This is a genomic window from Humiphilus diazotrophicus (assembly GCF_059726315.1).
Map to the genome: position 1 here is coordinate 262,500 of NZ_AP040871.1, position 17,826 is coordinate 280,325.

A 17,826-nucleotide genomic window follows, 5' to 3' on the forward strand; every position below is an offset into this window, starting at 1 on the left:
CAACAGGCTCATGGCCTATTGATCGGTACGGGCAGATATGCTGACAGGAGAATGTCTTCCGCAGTGGCGGGCTCACCGATCCGAGCCGCGATGAAGTGAAGGAACTCTGAGTGATGTGCAGTGATCCGATCCAGAATTGCACTCTCTCGAGAACGTGTTGGCGAAATGCACGGGATGCCGTATTCATTTCATCGCCCCGCTCTGACGCGACAAGTAGTGGGGCAGCCAGGCAGCACCGCCCCATTCCATCAACACATGAGTGCTCTCGTTTGCATCAGGGTCACTTCGGTTGCGGCAATGCGCTACTTCCATTCATCTTCATGCCTGCCATCTTTCCCATGCTGACCTGCACCGTCGTAGCAATCAGCTTTCCGTCTTTCTTTGTCGCATGGATAACGACACGATCGCCGACCTTGATGTCCTTCAGCGTCATCGTGCCACTCATGTTGCTGTACTTTGTGTCTCCTGTCACACCTAAGGCTTGTGTCTTTCCGTCTGTCGTGGCCACTGTGATTGAGCCGTCAGTGAGGCTGGCCACGGTTCCCATGACGTGTTCCATCCCATTGTGCGCGTATGCGCTGCTCACCATGAGCACGAGCGCGACGAGAGTTGTGAGGATCTTTTTCATTTGTCTTCTCCTTGTATCAGTGATGGTGTATTGCGGTTGCCGGCTTAGCTGATTGCGCATTGCCCTTCAAAAATTCATCTTCTTCCTTCTCCTCCTGAATCTCGTCGGGAGATTTCGGATTGAGGTGCTGCATCTCGGTTTCTTCGGCATCCGTAAGTCGCGGCAGATGCCGTATAAAGGCCACGAGCTTCCAGCTATCCATGTCGTCATCGCCCGGATCTCCGAAAGCTGGCATTCCGCTCAAGCGCACTCCATTCTTGATGGTGTAGTAGAGTTCGCCGTCAGACATCTCCTGCGTATCCTTCTGGCGCATATCCGGCGGACGTGGATACATCGTCTTGCCATACATGGTGTCACCGCTGCCATTATTGGCATGGCAGGCGGAGCAGTGATCCGCCCAATGCGCCATCCCATCATGAATGACCTCTGGAGTCGCCGTAACAGGGTTCTTGATCGTCTTGTAGCGCGATGGAGTCGCCCGCCCACGAATCGTAGTGGCCAGTGCTTTCTCCATTGGCATGGGCTCGGTGCGCGTACTGAAACCACGCTGCATCATGTCGTGCATGAGGTAGGCGCCGAAGCCCAACGCTCCGAAGACGACTACAAGGATCGTGATCGCTATTCTCCGTTTCATGGCGGCTACTCCTGCGATCCGCCGGCATTCGGCAAGTTGATCGTTGTGGTTGCAGAACCGCTGGACATAGGCGTATCAAGTCCGCCTGTCAGCGTATAGTTCTCGAGAGCGATGGCGCTTCTCCAGACATCATGCAGAGCCATGAGATAGCTGATCTGCAACTGGAACAGCGTGCGTTGGGATACCAGCACCTGCGGATAGGCCTGTGCCATGTTCTGATATCTATTCAGATATAACTCGTACGCTCTTGTTGCCCGCGGGATGAGCTGTGTTTTGTAGCGGTCCGCCTCGAACTTTGCAGATGTGTAGGCTTGCGTTGGTTCAGGCAGGTGATTGTCGAAAATGACACGCACGCGATCACCCTGATTGACCTGAATGGTCGGTCCTGGAGCGCTTCCGTTGAAGCCCCAGGCGTCAATCGTCTTAAGCGGGCTGATCTTCTGTCTTACCACTTCTGCCACGAGATGGAAGACTTTCGTGTCGCCGTCTATCGTGTATGGCATATCTCCGATGTCGGCGGTCACGACGGGCATGTTGAAGGCTGGCCCCGAAGACGCCGGCCGGCTACCGGAGGAATGCCTGGCATGCGAATCGGCAAATAATCCGGGCGAAGCAAACAGTCCTGTACCAAGACCAAATGCCTCCTGAATGAAGGTACGGCGGTTGCTCATGAATTTCCTCGATTTGAGATAGAGTCAGCAGCTCACGGGGCGACGTGTGTAATCACACACAGTAGATCCCGCAATGATTCGAAGATGAAAGGGGCTGGACTAGATACGGAGGGAGGAACCGAGACGCTGGGCGAGTGGACTAGCCATGCTTCTTCGGCTGAGCGCTGCGAAGAATGTAGCTCTGCTCGACCCGCGATTTACCAGAAGGTCGGCTGGTAAATCGAGAGCCTGTGCCAGAAGGTTGCCTGTGACGACATCATTCTGATCAACGCTCTCGACGATTGCTGTCAATTCTCCCTTACAAGCAGCAGTGGCACAGGAATCGCTTGCAGTCACGCTGGCCTGTTTGCCTTGGTGCATCGACATTCCGTGGCAATGAGGCATCTGCACATCGGCCTGGATAACGTGGCAGTTTGTCGAAGCTCTCATCAACGAGCAGCATAAATCGCAACTTTTCGTCATCGCCTGAACGCTGACGAAAAGCAGTAATACTGCTGCGAAAAGAAGCTTCTTAATCATGCTCATTGCTCTGCTTTGCTAAAAGGACGCCTGAGCTAAACGCCCGGTCGTGCTGAAACGAGGAATAGGACCGACGTCGGTTTCGATGGTAGCACTGTCAGCTCTCGGGTCGCAAAATGCGAAATGGATTTGCCCCAGATTAGTGCTTTTTATGCATCGCACACCCATTCCTTAGTCAGTCCCAGGAGATCTCCATAGATCGTCCAGCCTATTCAGCTAGGCCGCCCTTTTGATGATTCACGACATACTGTACGAGCGGCAGAGTGTCGTTGGCGAGAGGCAAGGAAGCCTATGGGTCGTGGACTACGATGGGTTCGATCGCAGTGAAATTCCAGGGCTCAAGCGTAGACCATGCCATCATGGTGCTGATGGTCCAGTGAATGGGCCATTCGCAGTTATCTATGCTCCGTTCGGGACCGAACTGGATGCGGGTTTGCCGAGCGTCGATTGCCACCGCTTCCGGCCCGAATAAGCCATTCATGACGTCGATCTTTGCGATGCGGAACTCGTCGACAACCTGTATGGCAACTACGAAAAGTAAAGCCAGTCGCCCATACCTGTCTTTCGTTGCTATATCGCTCTTCAAGGATTCATTCAGACTGAGTTGTGTAGCCTGTGCATCGGCATAGTCATGCTTGGAAGAGTTGGTCGCCAGCTTTCGAACCCAGGGTGTGCTGCAGCCTCTGCTGGTGCGCATCTTTGATGGGACTTGCGAGTCCACCTACTCCAGGATCAGAGACAGGAGGGAACTCGTTCCTTTGCTGCCCTCGCATGAGGATCTTAACGGAAGCCATCATGGACATTTAGGTCGAGAACGATGCGGAGCATCCAAAGGAATTCGGAATCACCTTGGCCTATAAGCACAGAACACGCCTTCTCGGTTTTGCAGTCGATGTGTTCTCGCTGATTTGAAAGCTAACATCGACAGATCAGTGGCAAAAGTGACATCACCGTGAGGAATGCGGATCGAACAATACCTACGATGGCACGCAAGCACTGGTTGGACGTGCAGCAGTGAAGTCGCCGTCTGCACCAGTATGGATCTACATGGTCCTTACGAATGCCCGCCTCAGACCATCGAAGCGAGAGGGCATGATCCGGTGCCTTTCCGCTGCGTGTAGTTGTAACGACGCTTCGGTCACGAAGACTTAAGTTTCTCGATAATGAGGGCCTGCGCAACGCTAGCGAGGTAGTCCGTAAAACCGAGCTCCCTGCTCATCCATCATCGCTTTGGTCAACGTCCCAGCAACAACTCGCGAAGAAGGTTCGACAACACAGATCTACGCTCGATTGAGGTGAGAACGATCATCGTTTTCCGGACACAGGGAACCAAGATTTACGAAAGCGCTCTCGCAGTCGTGTGTATGCGATCTTGGACGGCACCGTGAACTCTACACTCGTACCCCCAGAAGGCGAGCTCTGGATAATCAGACGGCCTCCGACACTCTCTGATCGCTCTCGCATACCTGCCAATCCGAAATGTCCTGTGTTCGCTGCGGTAAGCGCATCTGGGCTTAACCCGCATCCATTGTCTTTTACCGTGACGCGAAAACCTCTGGCATGGAATGCAAGGAGAACATCAATCTCATCAGCACCAGAATGCTGTCGGGCATTCACGAGAGCTTCTTTGACGATCCAGACGGCCTCTTCTTGAACATGCTCGTTCAGCGGCTTAGGTTCTCCCTCGATCACAACATTGACTCCCGACCCTGATTCCCCGAATTCCTGATCGATGACGACAGGCAAGACTTCCATCAGACCTCCGTTGCGCAATCCTCCTTGCCGCAAGTCCCTGATACGTTCTCGACCCGAAACCACCAGCTGTTCTGCGCGGTCGAGCGACTGTTCAATTTCCTTCTGGACCTCAGCTGAAGCGGTAACGCGCGACGAGAAACTTGAGAAGTTCAACATAAGGCCCTGCAGCGCCTGCAGCAGCGTGTCGTGGAGCTCTCGTGCGATTCGCATTCGCTCGCCCATTCGCTCTTCGAATTGAAGATTCATCTCTCTTTCGATCAAGTGCATACGACGGTGATACAGAGCTGTGCCCAGGACAAGAACAATGACGATACCGAGAACGCGGAACCAGAGCGTCTGATACCACGACCGCTGGACGAAGAAGCTGAACGTCGCTCCCTGGTAGTTCCAGACGCCATCGTTGTTGCTAGCGATAACGCGGAACGTGTAACTCCCGGGCGGTAGATTCGTGTAGGTAACCTCGCGGAGCGTGACAGGCTGGCTCCAACCTCTGTCGTAGCCTTCTAATCTGTATTGGAATTGAACCTTTCGTGGCGCAACAAAGCCGTCCAAAACAGCGAAGGCTTAGTTGGACAGATTGTGCAATGAAAGGACATAGATTCCCGTCCACGATTTGAGAGCAAAGCGGGTTGGGGGTAAGTGGGGTTATGTGCCGGACTATCTGCTGTCCAATCTGATTCTCCTTTTTCTTTGCTATTGTTGTGTTGCTGGACGTATCCATTGGGGATGCTGTCCAACTCAGGCAAAGGCCAGCATCATTTGCGGCGGAGAAGTATTCTCCGGTGCTTGGAAGGGTTCGTCTATCCACTTCCAGAGGTCTCGATAGACGAACAGTTGCTGGCGCAGCAACACCATGAAGTTGGATAAATGCCAGCCGAAGCTTGATCGCATGTGCAGGATCTTGACCAGCAGCATGGCGATCAGCGCCGCCCATATCTGTGTCTTCAGCGCGTTGGCTGTGGTGCCGACGAAGGTTTTCACCTTCAGGGCTTGCTTGAGTGCCTTAAAAAATAGCTCTATTTTCCAGCGATCCTTGTAGACCGCAGCAATGGTGGCGGCAGCCAGCTTCAGGTGGTTGGTCAGGAAGACCAGCGTGCGTTGCTGCTCTTCATCGAAGAACTCGATACGGCGCAGCATGGGGGGAGTGTCGTTGTCCATGACCTGTCTGGTCATGCAGATGATCTGATCCGAAACGATCCCCTTGCCTGGAGCAAGGGGACGGTCTTCGACCACGATGCAATCCGCGTTGGACTTCAGGCGGGTAACGAAAAATACTTTTTGGCTGGTCAACTGTGCGAACCAGTCGTAATCGGTATAGCCGCGATCAAAGACCAGAATGGTTCCCGCCTCGAACTGCCACTGGCGCGTGACCTTGACCTCATGCTGCTTGCCATCGGTGATCACGCCGAAACAGGGTAAAAGGCCATCGTGATCAAGCATCAGATGCAGCTTGACCGCGCTCTTGGTACGGCGAAACTTCGCCCAATCGAAGACCGAAGCGCAGAGTTCAATCGTGGTGGCGTCAATCGATAATAGCTTGTTCTTGAAGCGGAACTTGTGGCGAACTTTTGCTTGCTGCGCATGGCTGCGGGCCGACTCCAGCAAGCGATAGAAGAGATCTTCGAAAACGGCGCTGGGCCGGTGCGCGTTGGCATAGGCCAGCGTGGAGCGCTTGGGAGCTTCTGGCAAACCAAGATGCCGCAGCTTGCCTTCGCTGGCGGCCAGGCCGTTGGTGATGTCGCGCAGACTGGAGACCGAGCCCATCTGGCAGAAGAGCATAGCCACCAACTGGCCCCACGAGGTGAAACCCTTGGCGTTGCGCTCGGCTCCGTGCTTGCGTACCGTGGCGTCGAAATCGCCACGCGGAATCAATTTCAGAATCTGCGAGAAAATGCTGGATACTGTAGACAAGGCTGTGTTCTCCTCTGACGGTCAAGTCTTCGCAAACTCAACCTATCAGAACGGCGCAGCCTTGCCACTATGTCATCCTAACTTGCACCGAATTCCTGTTTTGGACAAGAGTGGTGGCGCAACAAAGCTAAGTGCGGTATATGCAATGTGAATCGCCCCGGTTTTAGGTGGTAATGATGCATGGTCCGCATAAGGTACTTCACGTGTGTCAACCGTAACTTTCTCGATGTGCACAGGCGGCGGGAGAGAATTCTCGTTAAGTTGGAGAGGATCCAACACGCCTAATCCTGTTCGCATGGGAAACAAAATGCGGCCATCCTTGGCCATTACATTCTGTGGCGAGTACCATCCGCCGACGGAGGTATTCTCCACGCCGTCGGTGTTATCCAGATAGTGCGTGATCGTAATGGCATGCGCCGGTTGAGCGACCCACGCAGCTTGGTCGTCTTCAGAGAAGCCGACCAAGCCGCACGCTGTATACAGCCATACCTGACGATTCCGATCACGCTGCACCCAATGCACCCTGTCGCACAGGAGGCCATTCCTCGTAGTCAAGGTGTGTATCTTGCCCTCTTTGAGATGGCCCAAGCCTCCCCGAGGAGGCAATCCAAACGCCCCCATCTGAGTCAACATTAAGAATTCGCACCGGGCCGCTAACAATCCCATCGGATTGCCCGTACTTTTCTAAGATTTGTCCGGCTTTGGAGAACATCAGCTTCCCGTTGTGCAAGGAAAACCAGACGCCATCACGTTTAGCGTCGTAGACCACAGAAAGCGGAAAGTACTTTGGACACAATTGATGGGATCTCGTAACGCCGTCTGATCGCACAGCCAGTACCACCTAAAGCTTCCGAGCACTGAATTCGCCTTACAGGCTCGTCGTTGTCCGTGCGTGGAAAATCCGCAAGCACATCGAGTTGGACGACATTGCCCTCGACTCGCTTCTCGTACCGAAACGCATGGGTTCTGCTGGGTTCAAATTCCATGTCGTCGACCAGCAGCGTTCTTATCCGGTCGATGACATCGCGCTCTCGGCCGCTTGTCGAAACAGCAGATCGATATCCAGGCTCATCGCATATGCTGTTTCGTTCTCTCTTGAGAGTTGTTTCAAAAAAGGAACACCGCCACCGTAGAGCACCACCTCGATCCCTTCGGTTTCTAAGCTACGCACGACGCGCAGCAGTTCCAGGAACACGGTCCTCTCGCGCGTGGGCGGGAATCGGTTCGTGATGTCGATTGCGCTTGGCATTATTGATGGGGTCCCAGAGTGTGTTTCATCAGGAATTCTGCCTGCTCTTCGCCGCGGCCGCCTTGCATGTCCACGGACCCTTGGCGTTATTTTTCCCCGATGGCCATCTGAACCAGCTATTGGAGTGACAATTCAACGTAAGGCGGACTTCAGGTAATGCTTTCCCCTTGAATTTTGTTATTTTAGCCTCCAAAGGCTTGCTCGACTGTTCGAAAGTGATGCGATTAGTTCTGATTGCCAATGCGAACTGTTTTCCCACGATTTTCATGGATCGCGACCAGATTACCTCCGGATGGTTTATTCCATCCGACTATTTCCTCCAAGATGCTGACTCCACCGTAGGCAGCTCTCCTGCTAGATTCTATAGAGAGATTTCGGGTTTATCTTTCCCTTCAAAACCGCAAACCCGGACCTGAAACAGATTGATTGTCCCAAATAGCCGAGCGTTCCTGTAAGCAGAGAGAAGTCATTCCACTCTACAGATGGGAACACAGTCGCGTGAATCGACTTGCCACGTTGTTAGTCCTCTGCCTTCTAGTTCTTGCTACAACCAAGGCTTATTCACAATCTACTGACGCAACGATTGCAGGTGTTGTCTCGGATAGCTCTGGAAAAGCAGTAGCTCTTTTGTTGTTACAGCCAAATCACCGGTAGGCTCATCGTGGGAGTCGGATGATGCTATCTTGAACTATTGGTCACGAGGAAGGTTTTTGGTTAGGATTCGCGTCGTCCTACCCTTGGACCCCATATCTCTTCCACGGTAGACTCGACTCGTCCTTGACCGGAGTTCCCACCTCATTTCTCTCAATTCGATCAAGAAAAAATCGTGCCAGCCGCATCTCTCCGGGATGATATTCGCCGTGCATGGAACACATCTCAAGAAATTCATCGGCGAGAGGCAGGGTCTCATCGAGTTGGGCATAGAGAGATTGCAGCGCACTCGCTAGTCGGCGAAGCTGGGCAGCTTCGGGCCAGGCATTCTCATTCCCCCAGGGCTCAAAAAAGAGACCCTTTCGTCCACGTGAACATTCGTCAAGGCAGGCAATCAGCTGGTTGCGCATTGCAGAGGTCATAGAATCGAGCTCACCGCAAGCCATCGCATTGTTTATATCCATATAGAGACTTTCGCTCGTTAATTTTATAAGAACAGCTACGGCGACGAAACTATCAACCAAAACCGGACATTTCACGTGCTAAGGAAAGCGGACATTTTCACTTATTACGAACAGCTTATGTCAGCGTCTACGCATAGAACTTGCTAAAAGGTCCAGGTGAATTCCCGTAAGGGAAATCCACCTGGACCTTTATTAGTGTCCCACCACGCGGACGCGGTTGTTGTTTGCATCGGCAATATAAAGATTGCCGCTTGCATCAACCGCAACTCCGGAAGGACGATATAACTCAGCGGCGGTAGCCGCACCTCCATCTCCCGTGAAACCTGCCGTTCCATTTCCGGCCACGGTAGAAATTAGCCCGGTGGAGACATCGACCACGCGAACACGATTGTTGCCGAAGTCCGCAATGTAGATGTTCCCTGCGGAATCAACCGCCACTCCTGTGGGCATATATAATTGGGCGGCAATAGCCAGGTTTCCGTCTCCAGAGAAGCCATACGTACCGTTTCCTGCTACCGTAGTGATTTTGCCGGTAGAGAGCGTCACTTTGCGGATGCGATTATTAGATGTGTCGGCGATATAGATGTTGCCGCTCGCATCTACGGCGATGCCGTATGGAGCATTAATCTCCGCGCTGGTTGGCGCTGCATTGTCCCCGGCGTAACCTGCTACACCGTTCCCGGCCACAGTAGTAATCATGAGGTTCGAAGCCATTACTTTGCGAATGCGGTTGTTCTTTGTATCCGCAAGATAAAGGTTACGAGAAGAGTCAATTGCAATGCCCTGGGGCCCGTTCAACAGGGCGTTGGGGCCTGTTCCTCCGTCTCCTGAGAATCCAGCAGAACCGTTCATGTTTCCAGCTACCAGGTAATAGTTAATTGTTCCGTTTGAGGGAACACCTTCCAGTAGCCGGTTGTACCCGGTGTTTGCGATAAAGAAATCCCCGTAGGTGTCGACCGCGACTCCATTACCACCCAGTCCCGATCCAGCTTCGGTATAGATGTAGCCATTTGTGTAGCTTATGGCTCGAATTGCGACATTGTTGGCGTCGGCAATGTAGACGTTCCCACTCCTATCCACCGCAACGCCCCAGGGGGTATTGAGTTCCGCACTGGTTGCTGGCCCTCCATCCCCGGTGTAACCTGCGATGCCGTTTCCTGCAATGGTCGTGATAACTCCGTGCGCTGGAAGCGCATAGCTCACAACTACGGTTTGCGTTACTTGTGGGGCAGGCATGTAGGAGGCATTTCCTGCTTGATTGGCGGCGGCCACAATTATTCCAGGGCCGGTAACCCTCAACATTGTGCCGCTGATCAGACCCGGACCCGACACGATACTGAAAGTGATAGGCAGTCCCGAAGTGGCGGTCGCCGATAGCGCGATTGGCGCGACGCCATAGGTCACGGGCGATGTGGGGGCCGCAAAGGCAATGGTCTGTGTCGCCTTAATTATGAGAATGGTTGCTGCAGCACCAGGCAGGTTATTGCTATCACCTGAATACGAAGCTTCAATGGTGTGTGCGCCGTCGTTTTCGTTACTTAAGCCGCTGATGGAATCGGAACTTCCAGTGAGCGTGTGAGTTCCCCAAGCACTTCCGTTGGTGGTCCAGGTGACGGTTCCAGTTGGGTTGGAGCCGGTGATGGTAGCGGTACAGGTCGTACCCGATCCATAGCCCGTTGGATTAGGTGAACAGGAGGCCGACATGATGGTACTTGCGGTAACCACGCGGATGCGGCTGTTCGCGGTGTCCACAATGTAGAGGTTGTTGCTAGCATCCAAGGCAATATTGGAGGTTTCCGAAGCGGTATATCCCCCAAGCTCGGCGAGAGTCGCCAAACCGCCATCGCCAGCAAAGCCTGCTGTGCCGTTTCCTGCAACCGTGTAGATAGGTGTGTTAGGTGATAAAAGTAGTTCTTTATAGATGCGATTGGCTCCAGCATCTGTGATGTAGAGATTGCCGACCGTATCCAAAGCAACGCTCGTGGGAGTCACAAGCTGTTGGACATCTTCAATGATGTATCCGGAGGGAGTATAGCCGGGAGGAGGCTCAAAGCATTTTCGAGAATTAGGAGAACCGGCCGTTACCTTTCGGATCATATGGTTGGCAGAGTCGGCAATATAAAGGACTCCGCTAGAATCTACGGCGAGCCCCATGGGGCTGGATAGCTGTGCCAGCGTTGCTTCAGAGCCATCTCCGCAGTAACCTGGAAGTGTCATGCTCGAGTCATACCAACTCCCAGCATAGACATTAATGTTTCCGCTTGTGTCGATTTTGCGGACATAGTTGCCCAGATAGGAAGAGACGAAGACATTTCCCGTAGAGTCAACAGCGACTCCCGTCGGCATGGCTATAGATGCATTTACAGCAAGGCCGCCATCGCCAGAATCAAATGGACATCCGTCTCCCCCCGCAATCGCGTGAATTGTTCCGTCAGTTGTGACTTTGAATAGGCGATTGTCATCTTGGTCGGCGATGTATAGATTTCCATACTGATCGACGGCAAGGGCAGTCGGGGTGCCAAGCATGGCGCTAGTTGCTGGCCCTCCCTCGCCTATGAGGAGTGGTCCACAAATGCGAGTAATTGACTTTCCGTTGGAGTACGTTACTGTCTTCTGACGCTCCGAGTTCGCAAACCATCCGCCCCCAGCATAGACAGAGACAGCACCGGTTGTAGGATCGATCTTCTTGACAAAGTGCTTACCACTTTGTGAGTCATAGCCGGAAAAGTAAATGAAGCCGTTTCTGCGGTCCACAGCTACACCGCGAGGATTGCTTAATGAGCCTAAAATCGTGTTGATGTAGCCGTTGGATGAAAGAGAAATCTGGCCAAATGAGATAGCGCTGAATGCAGCCAGGAACAAGCTAAGGTAAGCTGTGCCGAGTAGTCTGCCACGAGACATTATTCGCCCCTTTACTCGCGAGTTGATCGCTAGTCAAAGAACGCGGACCTGAGAACAGCTAAGGAACAAACAGGATAACAATTATCAGTAACGACTCTCTGGAATCACCGACTGTTTAGCTTTGGAGACCTAATATCGCCATAAGGCTCCTTGCCCGGAAAGTATCCTCATGTGCGTGGGCACCGTCTGTATCACTGGTCACAGATTTTGCATTTTCCTTTACTGATAGTACTCCCCCTTGAGAAGGGAGTTTTGGAGGCTGTTTTGGTCTCGAGTCGTTTTTTGTCCCCACTCCATCGAATCTAGATCAAAAGCGGAATCGCTTTCGGATCGGCGAGCATAGCACGCGAGCCAGGAATACCGACATTGACTGGAACAGGTGCGATAGAAGTGATATTGGTGGTGGGGAAGTAGCGCGACAGCTGCTCTCGCTGGAAACAGGTTCCCATAGCTCCTGGTAACTGTCCCTCCGGGTGCATTGAAGGGCTCGCATAACAAATCATTAGATTTGACGGCAGGATCTGTGGTGTTGGGAGTTGCAAGCTGGGGATAGTCGAGAATCACCGCTCAAGTACACTGCCGATGATCGGTGAGCGTAAGAGCAACGCACCTACCGGAGAGGGAGTGGGTGTGATGAACTGGCCGCATAAGCAAAGAGAGGGTGGTAGGGAATAAGCAGCGATACCGGAGCCGGGAAGAAGTGGCGCAGTAGTAGCGGAGTTCGAAGCAAGTGGGTTAACTACAAGAGTTCAATCATCGGCATGGTATTCCTGTAGGGACGCTGAATGGCTATCGGAAATGGGAGTGTCAAATCTTTTGTGTAAACGACTTTAGGTTAAGGTTGATGACGAGTTAGAGACATTGCTGAGGGAGACGAGCATCCCAGAGCAATGCGAAGTGGTTGAGGGCCTCTTTCCATCCTTGGACGGCATTCCATTTCTTGGCGACGTTCTTCAGCGCCAGATACATAACCTTGAAGGCCGCCTCTTCACTGGGAAAAGGCCCGCGTATCTTGATGGCCTTGCGCAGGCTCATGTTCAGGCTCTCAATGGCATTGGTGGTGTAGATAATCTTGCGTATTTCCGGAGGAAATTGAAAGAAGGGAATGATGCCATTCCAATTGCGTCGCCAGATGGCGCTTATCGAAGGGTACTTGCGATCCCAGAGGGCGGCAAAGCCTTCCAACTCCTGCTCGGCCTGTTGAACCGTAGAGGCCCGATAAATGGCTTTCAACCCCTTGGCTACCTGCTTGCGATCCTTCCAGTTGACGTAATTCAAGCTGGCTCGCACCATATGGACGATGCACAATTGCACCGTGGTCTTGGGGAATACGGTTTCGATGGCCTGCGGAAATCCTTTCAACCCATCCACACAGGCGATGAAGATATCTTTCACTCCACGGTTCTGTAGATCGGTTAACACCTGCAACCAGAACTTGGCTCCTTCATTGCTGGTTGTCCATAATCCCAAAACCTCTTTCTCGCCACTCAAATTGATGCCTAACGCTACGTGAACAGCGCGATTCTCAACTCTCCCTTCGCTTCGCATCTTCACCACCAGCGCGTCTAAATACACTATCGGATAGATCGGGTCCAAGGGTCGGCTTTGCCAATTCTTGACTTCCTCCAGAACCGCTTCGGTTACGTTGGATATCAACGTCGGCGATACTTCTACCTGATACAACTCTTCTAGATGCCCTTGAATCTCCCGAGTCGTCATCCCCCGCGCATACAACGACAGAATCTTCTGATCAAAATCTTTCCACCGAGTTACCCCTTTGGGCACCAACTGAGGCTCAAAGCTTCCGGCTCGATCTCGCGGTACGGCGATCTCTATCGCCCCCAGATTGCCTTTCAGCTCCTTCTTGCTACTCCCATTGCGGCTGTTTCCACTCTTTCTCCCTTCGGCGGAATGCTTCTCGTAGCCCAAATGCGTTGTCAACTCTGCCGCCAGCGCCCGTTCCACCAACGCCTTCGTCAATTGCTTCAGCAGACCATTCTCTCCGGATATATCCTCCGGGCTCTTGCAATCCTTTAACAACTCATCTAGCAACTTGCCGTTCAATTCCATTCGATCTCCTCTTGCATTCTAGAAAAGATCGTTTACACAATTTGGTTTACACCCTCTCGGAAACGGCAACCCGGAACTTGATCATAAAGTTAGAATTCCTATTCAGGTTGGTTTCCTGATGGCGATTACATATCAGTTTTTGTTGCGCGTGCCCCATCTCCCAATGTAATTTTGACATCACCCGTCGGGGAATTGCCTCCGTCACTCCTACTCCTGGTCTTGATTCGTGCGGAGAATTGAGTGCGATCCGATACTTTGGATTGGAGTGTTCGCATGCCAGAGATCAGCGTATCTGATGGAGTAACGCCAAATCGGAGTGTGGAGCTTCACGACGACGCTCCCCTCGCAAAGGCCGGTCTGAAGGAATTTGTTCCTGTACTGAAAGCGTTTGGTCAAAGCCTTCTGCTACCCGTCGATCAGGTCCACGCCAGCAGATTCATGCTTGAGGCAAAGTTTATGTCATCTGATCAGCTTCCGATAAAAACAACTAGCCTGAAGCTCGGGGGGCGGCTTGAACTGTAGCATCTCGCTGTTCAATCGCGATAACGGGACTCTGTTTGACGACGATCAGTTTTCGCCGACGGTGGCCATCGGTGCTGACGAGGTCTGGATTGGAATCGAGCTTGACTCCATAATCAATGTCAAAGCGGGAGCCAAGTCCAATGGTTTGGGCATTTCGGCGGCCACGGAAAGTCTCGCGGCCCTCGCCACATACAGCCGGATAAGCAAGTCCCCAGACTGGCTTCCCACACCTTAACGAGGCAGTGAGAGTTGCGTGCGAAAGTTTGGTCCGCTCTTGGGAGCAGCTTCCCTTCGAACTCGATGCATTTGCCTCCGCAGACCTGCCGTTTAGTACTTCCGGCAGCGTCGGACCAGGCATCACGCTGAGCGTTACAGCGTCGATGAAGCTGGAAGGATCACTGATCCTCCGTTCGTATCGACTCGATGCTGACACATGCCAAGTCGGTGTTGTGAGCGCTATGTAAACCGCATCTTGTCGAAGATACAGGTTTGCAGCATTGTGGTGTTATGAGAGAGGGAGAAGAGAAAGCGCGAACGAAGTGGCGAGCGTTGGTAACGGAGCAAAGCGTAAGCAGTCAGAGCGTGGCTGTGTACTGCCGGGAGCGAGGTTTGCGTCAGTGGCAGTTTTATGAGTGGAAGAAGCCAGATTTCTGCGGATTTATCAGAAATCTTCCCTGAATGTAGACATCGGTGATGGTTATCGCTTAGCCCGTGCGAAGCCGCGTTTCAGTGTCGCTTATGGCATGAACGTGGTGCGCGACAGGTCGGCAAAACTCTTTCCTCAGGAGTCCCGACTTCAAAATAGTTTTATCAGGACTAATCATCGCTAGGCCGATTTGTCAGGATGGCGCTCGCGATGATGTGAAAGAGATGATCGGCCCGCGGCGCGAAGGAAGGTTGGTCGACCGCCCAGCCGAGCGCCGCCATCAGCGCAAACAGATCGTCTCCACTCATGTCCGCACGTGCCGTTCCTGTAGCTTGAGCGCGGAGCAGAAGTCGCGCGCTCGCCGAGTGGATTGCTGCGCATGAAGCATAAAGAGCGGAGTCCGGGTCGGTGTGGGCGGACGCCATCAGAGAGACAACGCCCTTATAGCTTTGAGCGAATGCCACCCATTCGCGAAACCAGGACACGAGCGCCTCGTCAGGTGAATCCGCTGTTTCGAGTTCGTCTGCTTTCTGCGTCAGTGTGTCCAGATTCGTACAAAGCAACGCTTCGTACAAGGCTTCTCGCGTCGGGAAGTGACGAAGCAGCGTGGCTAACCCGACGCCGGCTCGGCGGGCGATATCGCGCATGGATGCATTGACACCGTGCTCGGTGATGACGTCACGCGCGACTGCAAGCAGGTGGCTGTAATTTTTTTGGGCATCAGCTCGCATGGGTCCCCCTTGACAAATGGATCAATGAACCGGATAATCGGACCACTGATCCGGATATGGATCAGAATATGGATCGCTGATCCATATGATACATCGCCTCAGCCATTCAGAGTGCGAGTATTACCCAAGTCACGAGGAGACCGCGCATGAGCACTCTCAGCATCATCGGCTCGACACCACGCGATCCGATGTAAGGGAAATGGAGAGATTTCGGCGAGCGTCAGTACGGTTTCGAGAATTACGAAACCGTGTACGAGACTGTACGGCTTTAGCTATCCAGTTGACGCACACGATGAATGAACTTGCTTGGACAACCATTCCTCGCCTCTGATGAAAGTTCTTACATCACCGGTGTGGATCTCGCTGTCGATGGAGGCATGGCACAGGTCTGATCTCCGCGCGGTTCCGGGGCTGGCGCTCCAGCTCCGCCAGTCCTGGGATCACGCTTCTCAAACCTTTAGTTCCAACACCAGATCGGAGAACATGATGAGCTATGCAATTGTAGGATTCGGTAAGATCGGTCAGGCTCTCGCCCACGCCTTCGCTCGTAAGAACATTGAAGTCACCGTCGCTAGTCACCGGAAGCCCGAGGAGCTAGCTCCGCAGGCTCGGGAAATTGGAGCGACGGTCGTCGCCAAGTCGCTGCAGGATGCACTCGAGGCCGACACAATCATCTTGGCGGTACCGTTCGGGGAACATCGCGAGATTGCGAAAGCCCTGCCGAGTTGGAAAGGCAAGACGATCATCGATGCGATGAACTCGTTTCCAGCCCCACCTGAAGAGCTCGACGGCCTCCCTTCTTCGGCCTTCGTGGCGAAGTCGTTTGCGGGTGCCCAATTGGTGAAGGGCTTCAATCACCTGGGTGCGGCCAAGCTGGCTACCGACCCGATCGTAGAAGGCGGGCACCGCGTCGTCTTTCTGTCGAGCGACGATGAGGGCGCGATTCCTCCCGTGGCAGAACTGGCCAAACAACTTGGGTTTGCCCCCGTCATGCTTGGAAAGCTCAACGAGGGAGGTGCGCTGGTGCATGCACGAGGCCGCGTTTGGGGCCCACTCATCTACCAGGACTTATTCAAGAAGCAGCAATAGTCGTTCGCTGACTGCGCGATTTGGGCAGGAAAAGCACCTCTGAAAATGTCCGATCCGACCAGAGACGGTGTGAGGGAAAAGGAGATCTCGATGAGCATCGAAGAGAATGTCCAGACTGTGAAACGTTTCCTTGCGGCACTTGGTGACCGTGATAAGCAGGGTCTGCTGACGTTGGCTGCCGAGGATATAGAGTGGATCACTCCGGGCGAGGGCTGGCCACTGGCCGGCACGCATCGCGGACACGCTGGCTTGGAGAAGCTACTTCAGACAGCTAACGAAACGATAGAAACTTCATTCCCAGCCCCCCCCCCGAGTTCATCTCGCAGGGAGACCGGGTTCTGGTAGTCGGCTTCGCAACGGGGAAAATCAAAGCCACGAAGAAGACATTCGAGGACTACTGGGTGTTCGACATCACCATTCAAAAAGGCAGGCTCACGAAGATCCGCGAATATGTCGATACACAAGCCCTGGCGCGGGCCTCCATGCTGGACGCGAGTCCCAGGCTCTAACCCTCCGGGAATTCTGGACTGCTGAGTGCATCTCAGCCATAACTGGCTAATCATGATGCCCGCGCGTGCGTAACTCAAAGCAAAATGAGGAGATTAGAGGCGCGTGCACATATTGGACCAGTTATGGCGGAAATAACCGGCCAAACTACTTGATTATAAAAAACTTCGCTTAATACTAAGAAGCAAACAGTTTGGGCCAGTTATCTCTACCGATGCATTCACTAAACACAGTCACTGATGACAAGTCCACTTACAATCTCGACTGCGCAAGGAAGATGTCAAAGCCAACCTGGCGGACATCCTTGCGGAACTTGCGGGTATTGTTGGCACTGACGACATACATGACAGTGCGATGCACTCGCGGCAGACAATCCCTGTGCCTGCCTATCTTTGCTGTTCTGGATCGTTTTCCCTCTCGGAGCAATACGGAGAGGAGCCCGTCATCACACCAGCAGCGCTAAGACGCAAGCACAACGTGGTCTTCCGAGCCGCCTGGAATCTTGTAGGCAGGATGAACGCTGCCGGGGTATCCTCAGCGCTTCGCCCGCACCTCTGAAGGGATCCGGTATTCACTCTCTGGTCCGTGTCCTCGGCCCTCCGACGCGTGCGAACCGTAGACGCAGCCGTCGCCGTTTTTCTGCAAAAGAAGCCCGTCTTTTCCTACACGTTGCCCGACGCCTAAGTCTTCCAGGAACAAAACTTCCGTCCGGCCATGAAAGGAGCAACGAGTTCGCCCTTGCGCGGCAGAGCCGCGAGTTCTCCGAGTATCTGTCTAATACCAACGATCCGATGGATGCGTTGGGGACCGCGAGTGACGCGCTCGTGCAACAAAACTATAAGGTCAATCTTCATGCCTTCCGAACGAAGGCAGGTTTG

At 53.3% G+C, this 17,826-nt stretch carries 20 protein-coding genes and 1 pseudogene; 6 read left to right on the plus strand and 15 right to left on the minus strand.

Going from position 1 to position 17,826, the window contains the following annotated elements:
• Positions 1–280 precede the first annotated feature (280 nt).
• The 13 genes from AC6I7T_RS31135 to AC6I7T_RS31195 all read right to left on the minus strand — a co-directional run bounded on the left by AC6I7T_RS31135 (position 281) and on the right by AC6I7T_RS31195 (position 13,453).
• Positions 281–628: a DUF5666 domain-containing protein gene (locus AC6I7T_RS31135; RefSeq protein ID WP_497795337.1), complete on the minus strand. Its 348-nt coding sequence runs from the start codon at positions 626–628 to the stop codon at positions 281–283.
• 16 nt (positions 629–644) lie between these two features.
• Complete coding sequence (locus AC6I7T_RS31140) at positions 645–1,262, minus strand: c-type cytochrome (protein WP_497795339.1); 618 nt, start codon at positions 1,260–1,262, stop codon at positions 645–647.
• Positions 1,263–1,267: 5 nt separating this feature from the next.
• Positions 1,268–1,933 carry a multicopper oxidase domain-containing protein gene (locus tag AC6I7T_RS31145; RefSeq protein WP_497795341.1) on the minus strand — a complete coding sequence of 222 codons (666 nt, stop codon included), beginning with the start codon at positions 1,931–1,933 and terminating at the stop codon, positions 1,268–1,270.
• Positions 1,934–2,032: 99 nt separating this feature from the next.
• Positions 2,033–2,452: a hypothetical protein gene (locus AC6I7T_RS31150; protein ID WP_497795342.1), complete on the minus strand. Its 420-nt coding sequence runs from the start codon at positions 2,450–2,452 to the stop codon at positions 2,033–2,035.
• Between the two features lie 289 nt (positions 2,453–2,741).
• Positions 2,742–3,149, minus strand: a complete 408-nt coding sequence (locus AC6I7T_RS31155) for a hypothetical protein (RefSeq protein WP_497795343.1) — start codon at positions 3,147–3,149, stop codon at positions 2,742–2,744.
• 608 nt (positions 3,150–3,757) lie between these two features.
• The gene (locus tag AC6I7T_RS31160) at positions 3,758–4,759 is read right to left on the minus strand and encodes an ATP-binding protein (RefSeq protein ID WP_497795345.1); all 1,002 of its coding nucleotides are present in this window, start codon (positions 4,757–4,759) and stop codon (positions 3,758–3,760) included.
• Positions 4,760–4,945: 186 nt separating this feature from the next.
• Complete coding sequence (locus AC6I7T_RS31165; protein ID WP_497795347.1) at positions 4,946–6,118, minus strand: IS4 family transposase; 1,173 nt, start codon at positions 6,116–6,118, stop codon at positions 4,946–4,948.
• Between the two features lie 72 nt (positions 6,119–6,190).
• Positions 6,191–6,751 (minus strand): hypothetical protein, encoded by a 561-nt coding sequence (locus AC6I7T_RS31170; protein ID WP_497795348.1) that lies wholly within the window; start codon positions 6,749–6,751, stop codon positions 6,191–6,193.
• Positions 6,752–7,124: 373 nt separating this feature from the next.
• On the minus strand, positions 7,125–7,367 hold the full coding sequence (locus AC6I7T_RS31175; protein WP_497795349.1) for a hypothetical protein: 243 nt from the start codon (positions 7,365–7,367) through the stop codon (positions 7,125–7,127).
• Positions 7,368–8,098: 731 nt separating this feature from the next.
• The gene (locus tag AC6I7T_RS31180; RefSeq protein WP_497795350.1) at positions 8,099–8,482 is read right to left on the minus strand and encodes a hypothetical protein; all 384 of its coding nucleotides are present in this window, start codon (positions 8,480–8,482) and stop codon (positions 8,099–8,101) included.
• Between the two features lie 192 nt (positions 8,483–8,674).
• The gene (locus tag AC6I7T_RS31185) at positions 8,675–11,383 is read right to left on the minus strand and encodes an NHL domain-containing protein (protein WP_497795352.1); all 2,709 of its coding nucleotides are present in this window, start codon (positions 11,381–11,383) and stop codon (positions 8,675–8,677) included.
• A 302-nt stretch (positions 11,384–11,685) separates the two neighbouring features.
• The gene (locus AC6I7T_RS31190) at positions 11,686–11,832 is read right to left on the minus strand and encodes a hypothetical protein (RefSeq protein WP_497795353.1); all 147 of its coding nucleotides are present in this window, start codon (positions 11,830–11,832) and stop codon (positions 11,686–11,688) included.
• A 403-nt stretch (positions 11,833–12,235) separates the two neighbouring features.
• Entirely contained in the window at positions 12,236–13,453 is a 1,218-nt protein-coding gene (locus AC6I7T_RS31195; protein ID WP_497795355.1) for an IS256 family transposase, read from the minus strand.
• 240 nt (positions 13,454–13,693) lie between these two features.
• On the opposite strand from AC6I7T_RS31195, the gene AC6I7T_RS31200 reads away from it, so the two are divergent.
• Genes AC6I7T_RS31200 through tnpA form a run of 4 tightly spaced genes read left to right on the plus strand, consistent with a single transcriptional unit; the run spans position 13,694 to position 14,653 of the window.
• Positions 13,694–13,975, plus strand: a complete 282-nt coding sequence (locus AC6I7T_RS31200) for a hypothetical protein (protein ID WP_497795356.1) — start codon at positions 13,694–13,696, stop codon at positions 13,973–13,975.
• Positions 13,965–14,210 carry a hypothetical protein gene (locus AC6I7T_RS31205; RefSeq protein WP_497795358.1) on the plus strand — a complete coding sequence of 82 codons (246 nt, stop codon included), beginning with the start codon at positions 13,965–13,967 and terminating at the stop codon, positions 14,208–14,210. Before AC6I7T_RS31200 ends, AC6I7T_RS31205 begins: the two co-directional genes overlap by 11 nt.
• A 28-nt stretch (positions 14,211–14,238) precedes the next feature.
• The gene (locus tag AC6I7T_RS31210; protein WP_497795359.1) at positions 14,239–14,439 is read left to right on the plus strand and encodes a hypothetical protein; all 201 of its coding nucleotides are present in this window, start codon (positions 14,239–14,241) and stop codon (positions 14,437–14,439) included.
• A 43-nt stretch (positions 14,440–14,482) separates the two neighbouring features.
• A complete protein-coding gene (gene tnpA, locus AC6I7T_RS31215) occupies positions 14,483–14,653 on the plus strand; it encodes an IS66 family insertion sequence element accessory protein TnpA (RefSeq protein WP_497795361.1) in 171 nt (56 codons plus the stop codon).
• 138 nt (positions 14,654–14,791) lie between these two features.
• Here the strand turns inward: tnpA and AC6I7T_RS31220 are convergent, their stop codons facing one another.
• Entirely contained in the window at positions 14,792–15,352 is a 561-nt protein-coding gene (locus AC6I7T_RS31220) for a TetR/AcrR family transcriptional regulator (RefSeq protein ID WP_497795362.1), read from the minus strand.
• 369 nt (positions 15,353–15,721) lie between these two features.
• On the opposite strand from AC6I7T_RS31220, the gene AC6I7T_RS31225 reads away from it, so the two are divergent.
• Positions 15,722–16,441 carry an NADPH-dependent F420 reductase gene (locus AC6I7T_RS31225; RefSeq protein WP_497795364.1) on the plus strand — a complete coding sequence of 240 codons (720 nt, stop codon included), beginning with the start codon at positions 15,722–15,724 and terminating at the stop codon, positions 16,439–16,441.
• A gap of 90 nt (positions 16,442–16,531) precedes the next feature.
• Positions 16,532–16,950, plus strand: a pseudogene (locus AC6I7T_RS31230) (nuclear transport factor 2 family protein).
• 678 nt (positions 16,951–17,628) lie between these two features.
• Here the strand turns inward: AC6I7T_RS31230 and AC6I7T_RS31235 are convergent.
• Positions 17,629–17,802: a hypothetical protein gene (locus tag AC6I7T_RS31235; RefSeq protein ID WP_497795366.1), complete on the minus strand. Its 174-nt coding sequence runs from the start codon at positions 17,800–17,802 to the stop codon at positions 17,629–17,631.
• Positions 17,803–17,826: the final 24 nt, after the last annotated feature.

Excerpts from the sequence above, each read along its gene's own strand:
- AC6I7T_RS31135 (WP_497795337.1), bottom strand. The coding sequence starts at position 628 with ATGAAAAAGATCCTCACAACTCTCGTCGCGCTCGTGCTCATGGTGAGC.
- AC6I7T_RS31140 (WP_497795339.1), bottom strand. The coding sequence starts at position 1,262 with ATGAAACGGAGAATAGCGATCACGATCCTTGTAGTCGTCTTCGGAGCG.
- AC6I7T_RS31145 (WP_497795341.1), bottom strand. The coding sequence starts at position 1,933 with ATGAGCAACCGCCGTACCTTCATTCAGGAGGCATTTGGTCTTGGTACA.
- AC6I7T_RS31150 (WP_497795342.1), bottom strand. The coding sequence starts at position 2,452 with ATGATTAAGAAGCTTCTTTTCGCAGCAGTATTACTGCTTTTCGTCAGC.
- AC6I7T_RS31155 (WP_497795343.1), bottom strand. The coding sequence starts at position 3,149 with ATGCGCACCAGCAGAGGCTGCAGCACACCCTGGGTTCGAAAGCTGGCG.
- AC6I7T_RS31170 (WP_497795348.1), bottom strand. The coding sequence starts at position 6,751 with ATGTTGACTCAGATGGGGGCGTTTGGATTGCCTCCTCGGGGAGGCTTG.
- AC6I7T_RS31175 (WP_497795349.1), bottom strand. The coding sequence starts at position 7,367 with ATGCCAAGCGCAATCGACATCACGAACCGATTCCCGCCCACGCGCGAG.
- AC6I7T_RS31180 (WP_497795350.1), bottom strand. The coding sequence starts at position 8,482 with ATGGATATAAACAATGCGATGGCTTGCGGTGAGCTCGATTCTATGACC.
- AC6I7T_RS31185 (WP_497795352.1), bottom strand. The coding sequence starts at position 11,383 with ATGTCTCGTGGCAGACTACTCGGCACAGCTTACCTTAGCTTGTTCCTG.
- AC6I7T_RS31190 (WP_497795353.1), bottom strand. The coding sequence starts at position 11,832 with ATGGGAACCTGTTTCCAGCGAGAGCAGCTGTCGCGCTACTTCCCCACC.
- AC6I7T_RS31195 (WP_497795355.1), bottom strand. The coding sequence starts at position 13,453 with ATGGAATTGAACGGCAAGTTGCTAGATGAGTTGTTAAAGGATTGCAAG.
- tnpA (WP_497795361.1), top strand. The coding sequence starts at position 14,483 with ATGAGAGAGGGAGAAGAGAAAGCGCGAACGAAGTGGCGAGCGTTGGTA.
- AC6I7T_RS31220 (WP_497795362.1), bottom strand. The coding sequence starts at position 15,352 with ATGCGAGCTGATGCCCAAAAAAATTACAGCCACCTGCTTGCAGTCGCG.
- AC6I7T_RS31225 (WP_497795364.1), top strand. The coding sequence starts at position 15,722 with ATGGAGGCATGGCACAGGTCTGATCTCCGCGCGGTTCCGGGGCTGGCG.
- AC6I7T_RS31235 (WP_497795366.1), bottom strand. The coding sequence starts at position 17,802 with ATGAAGATTGACCTTATAGTTTTGTTGCACGAGCGCGTCACTCGCGGT.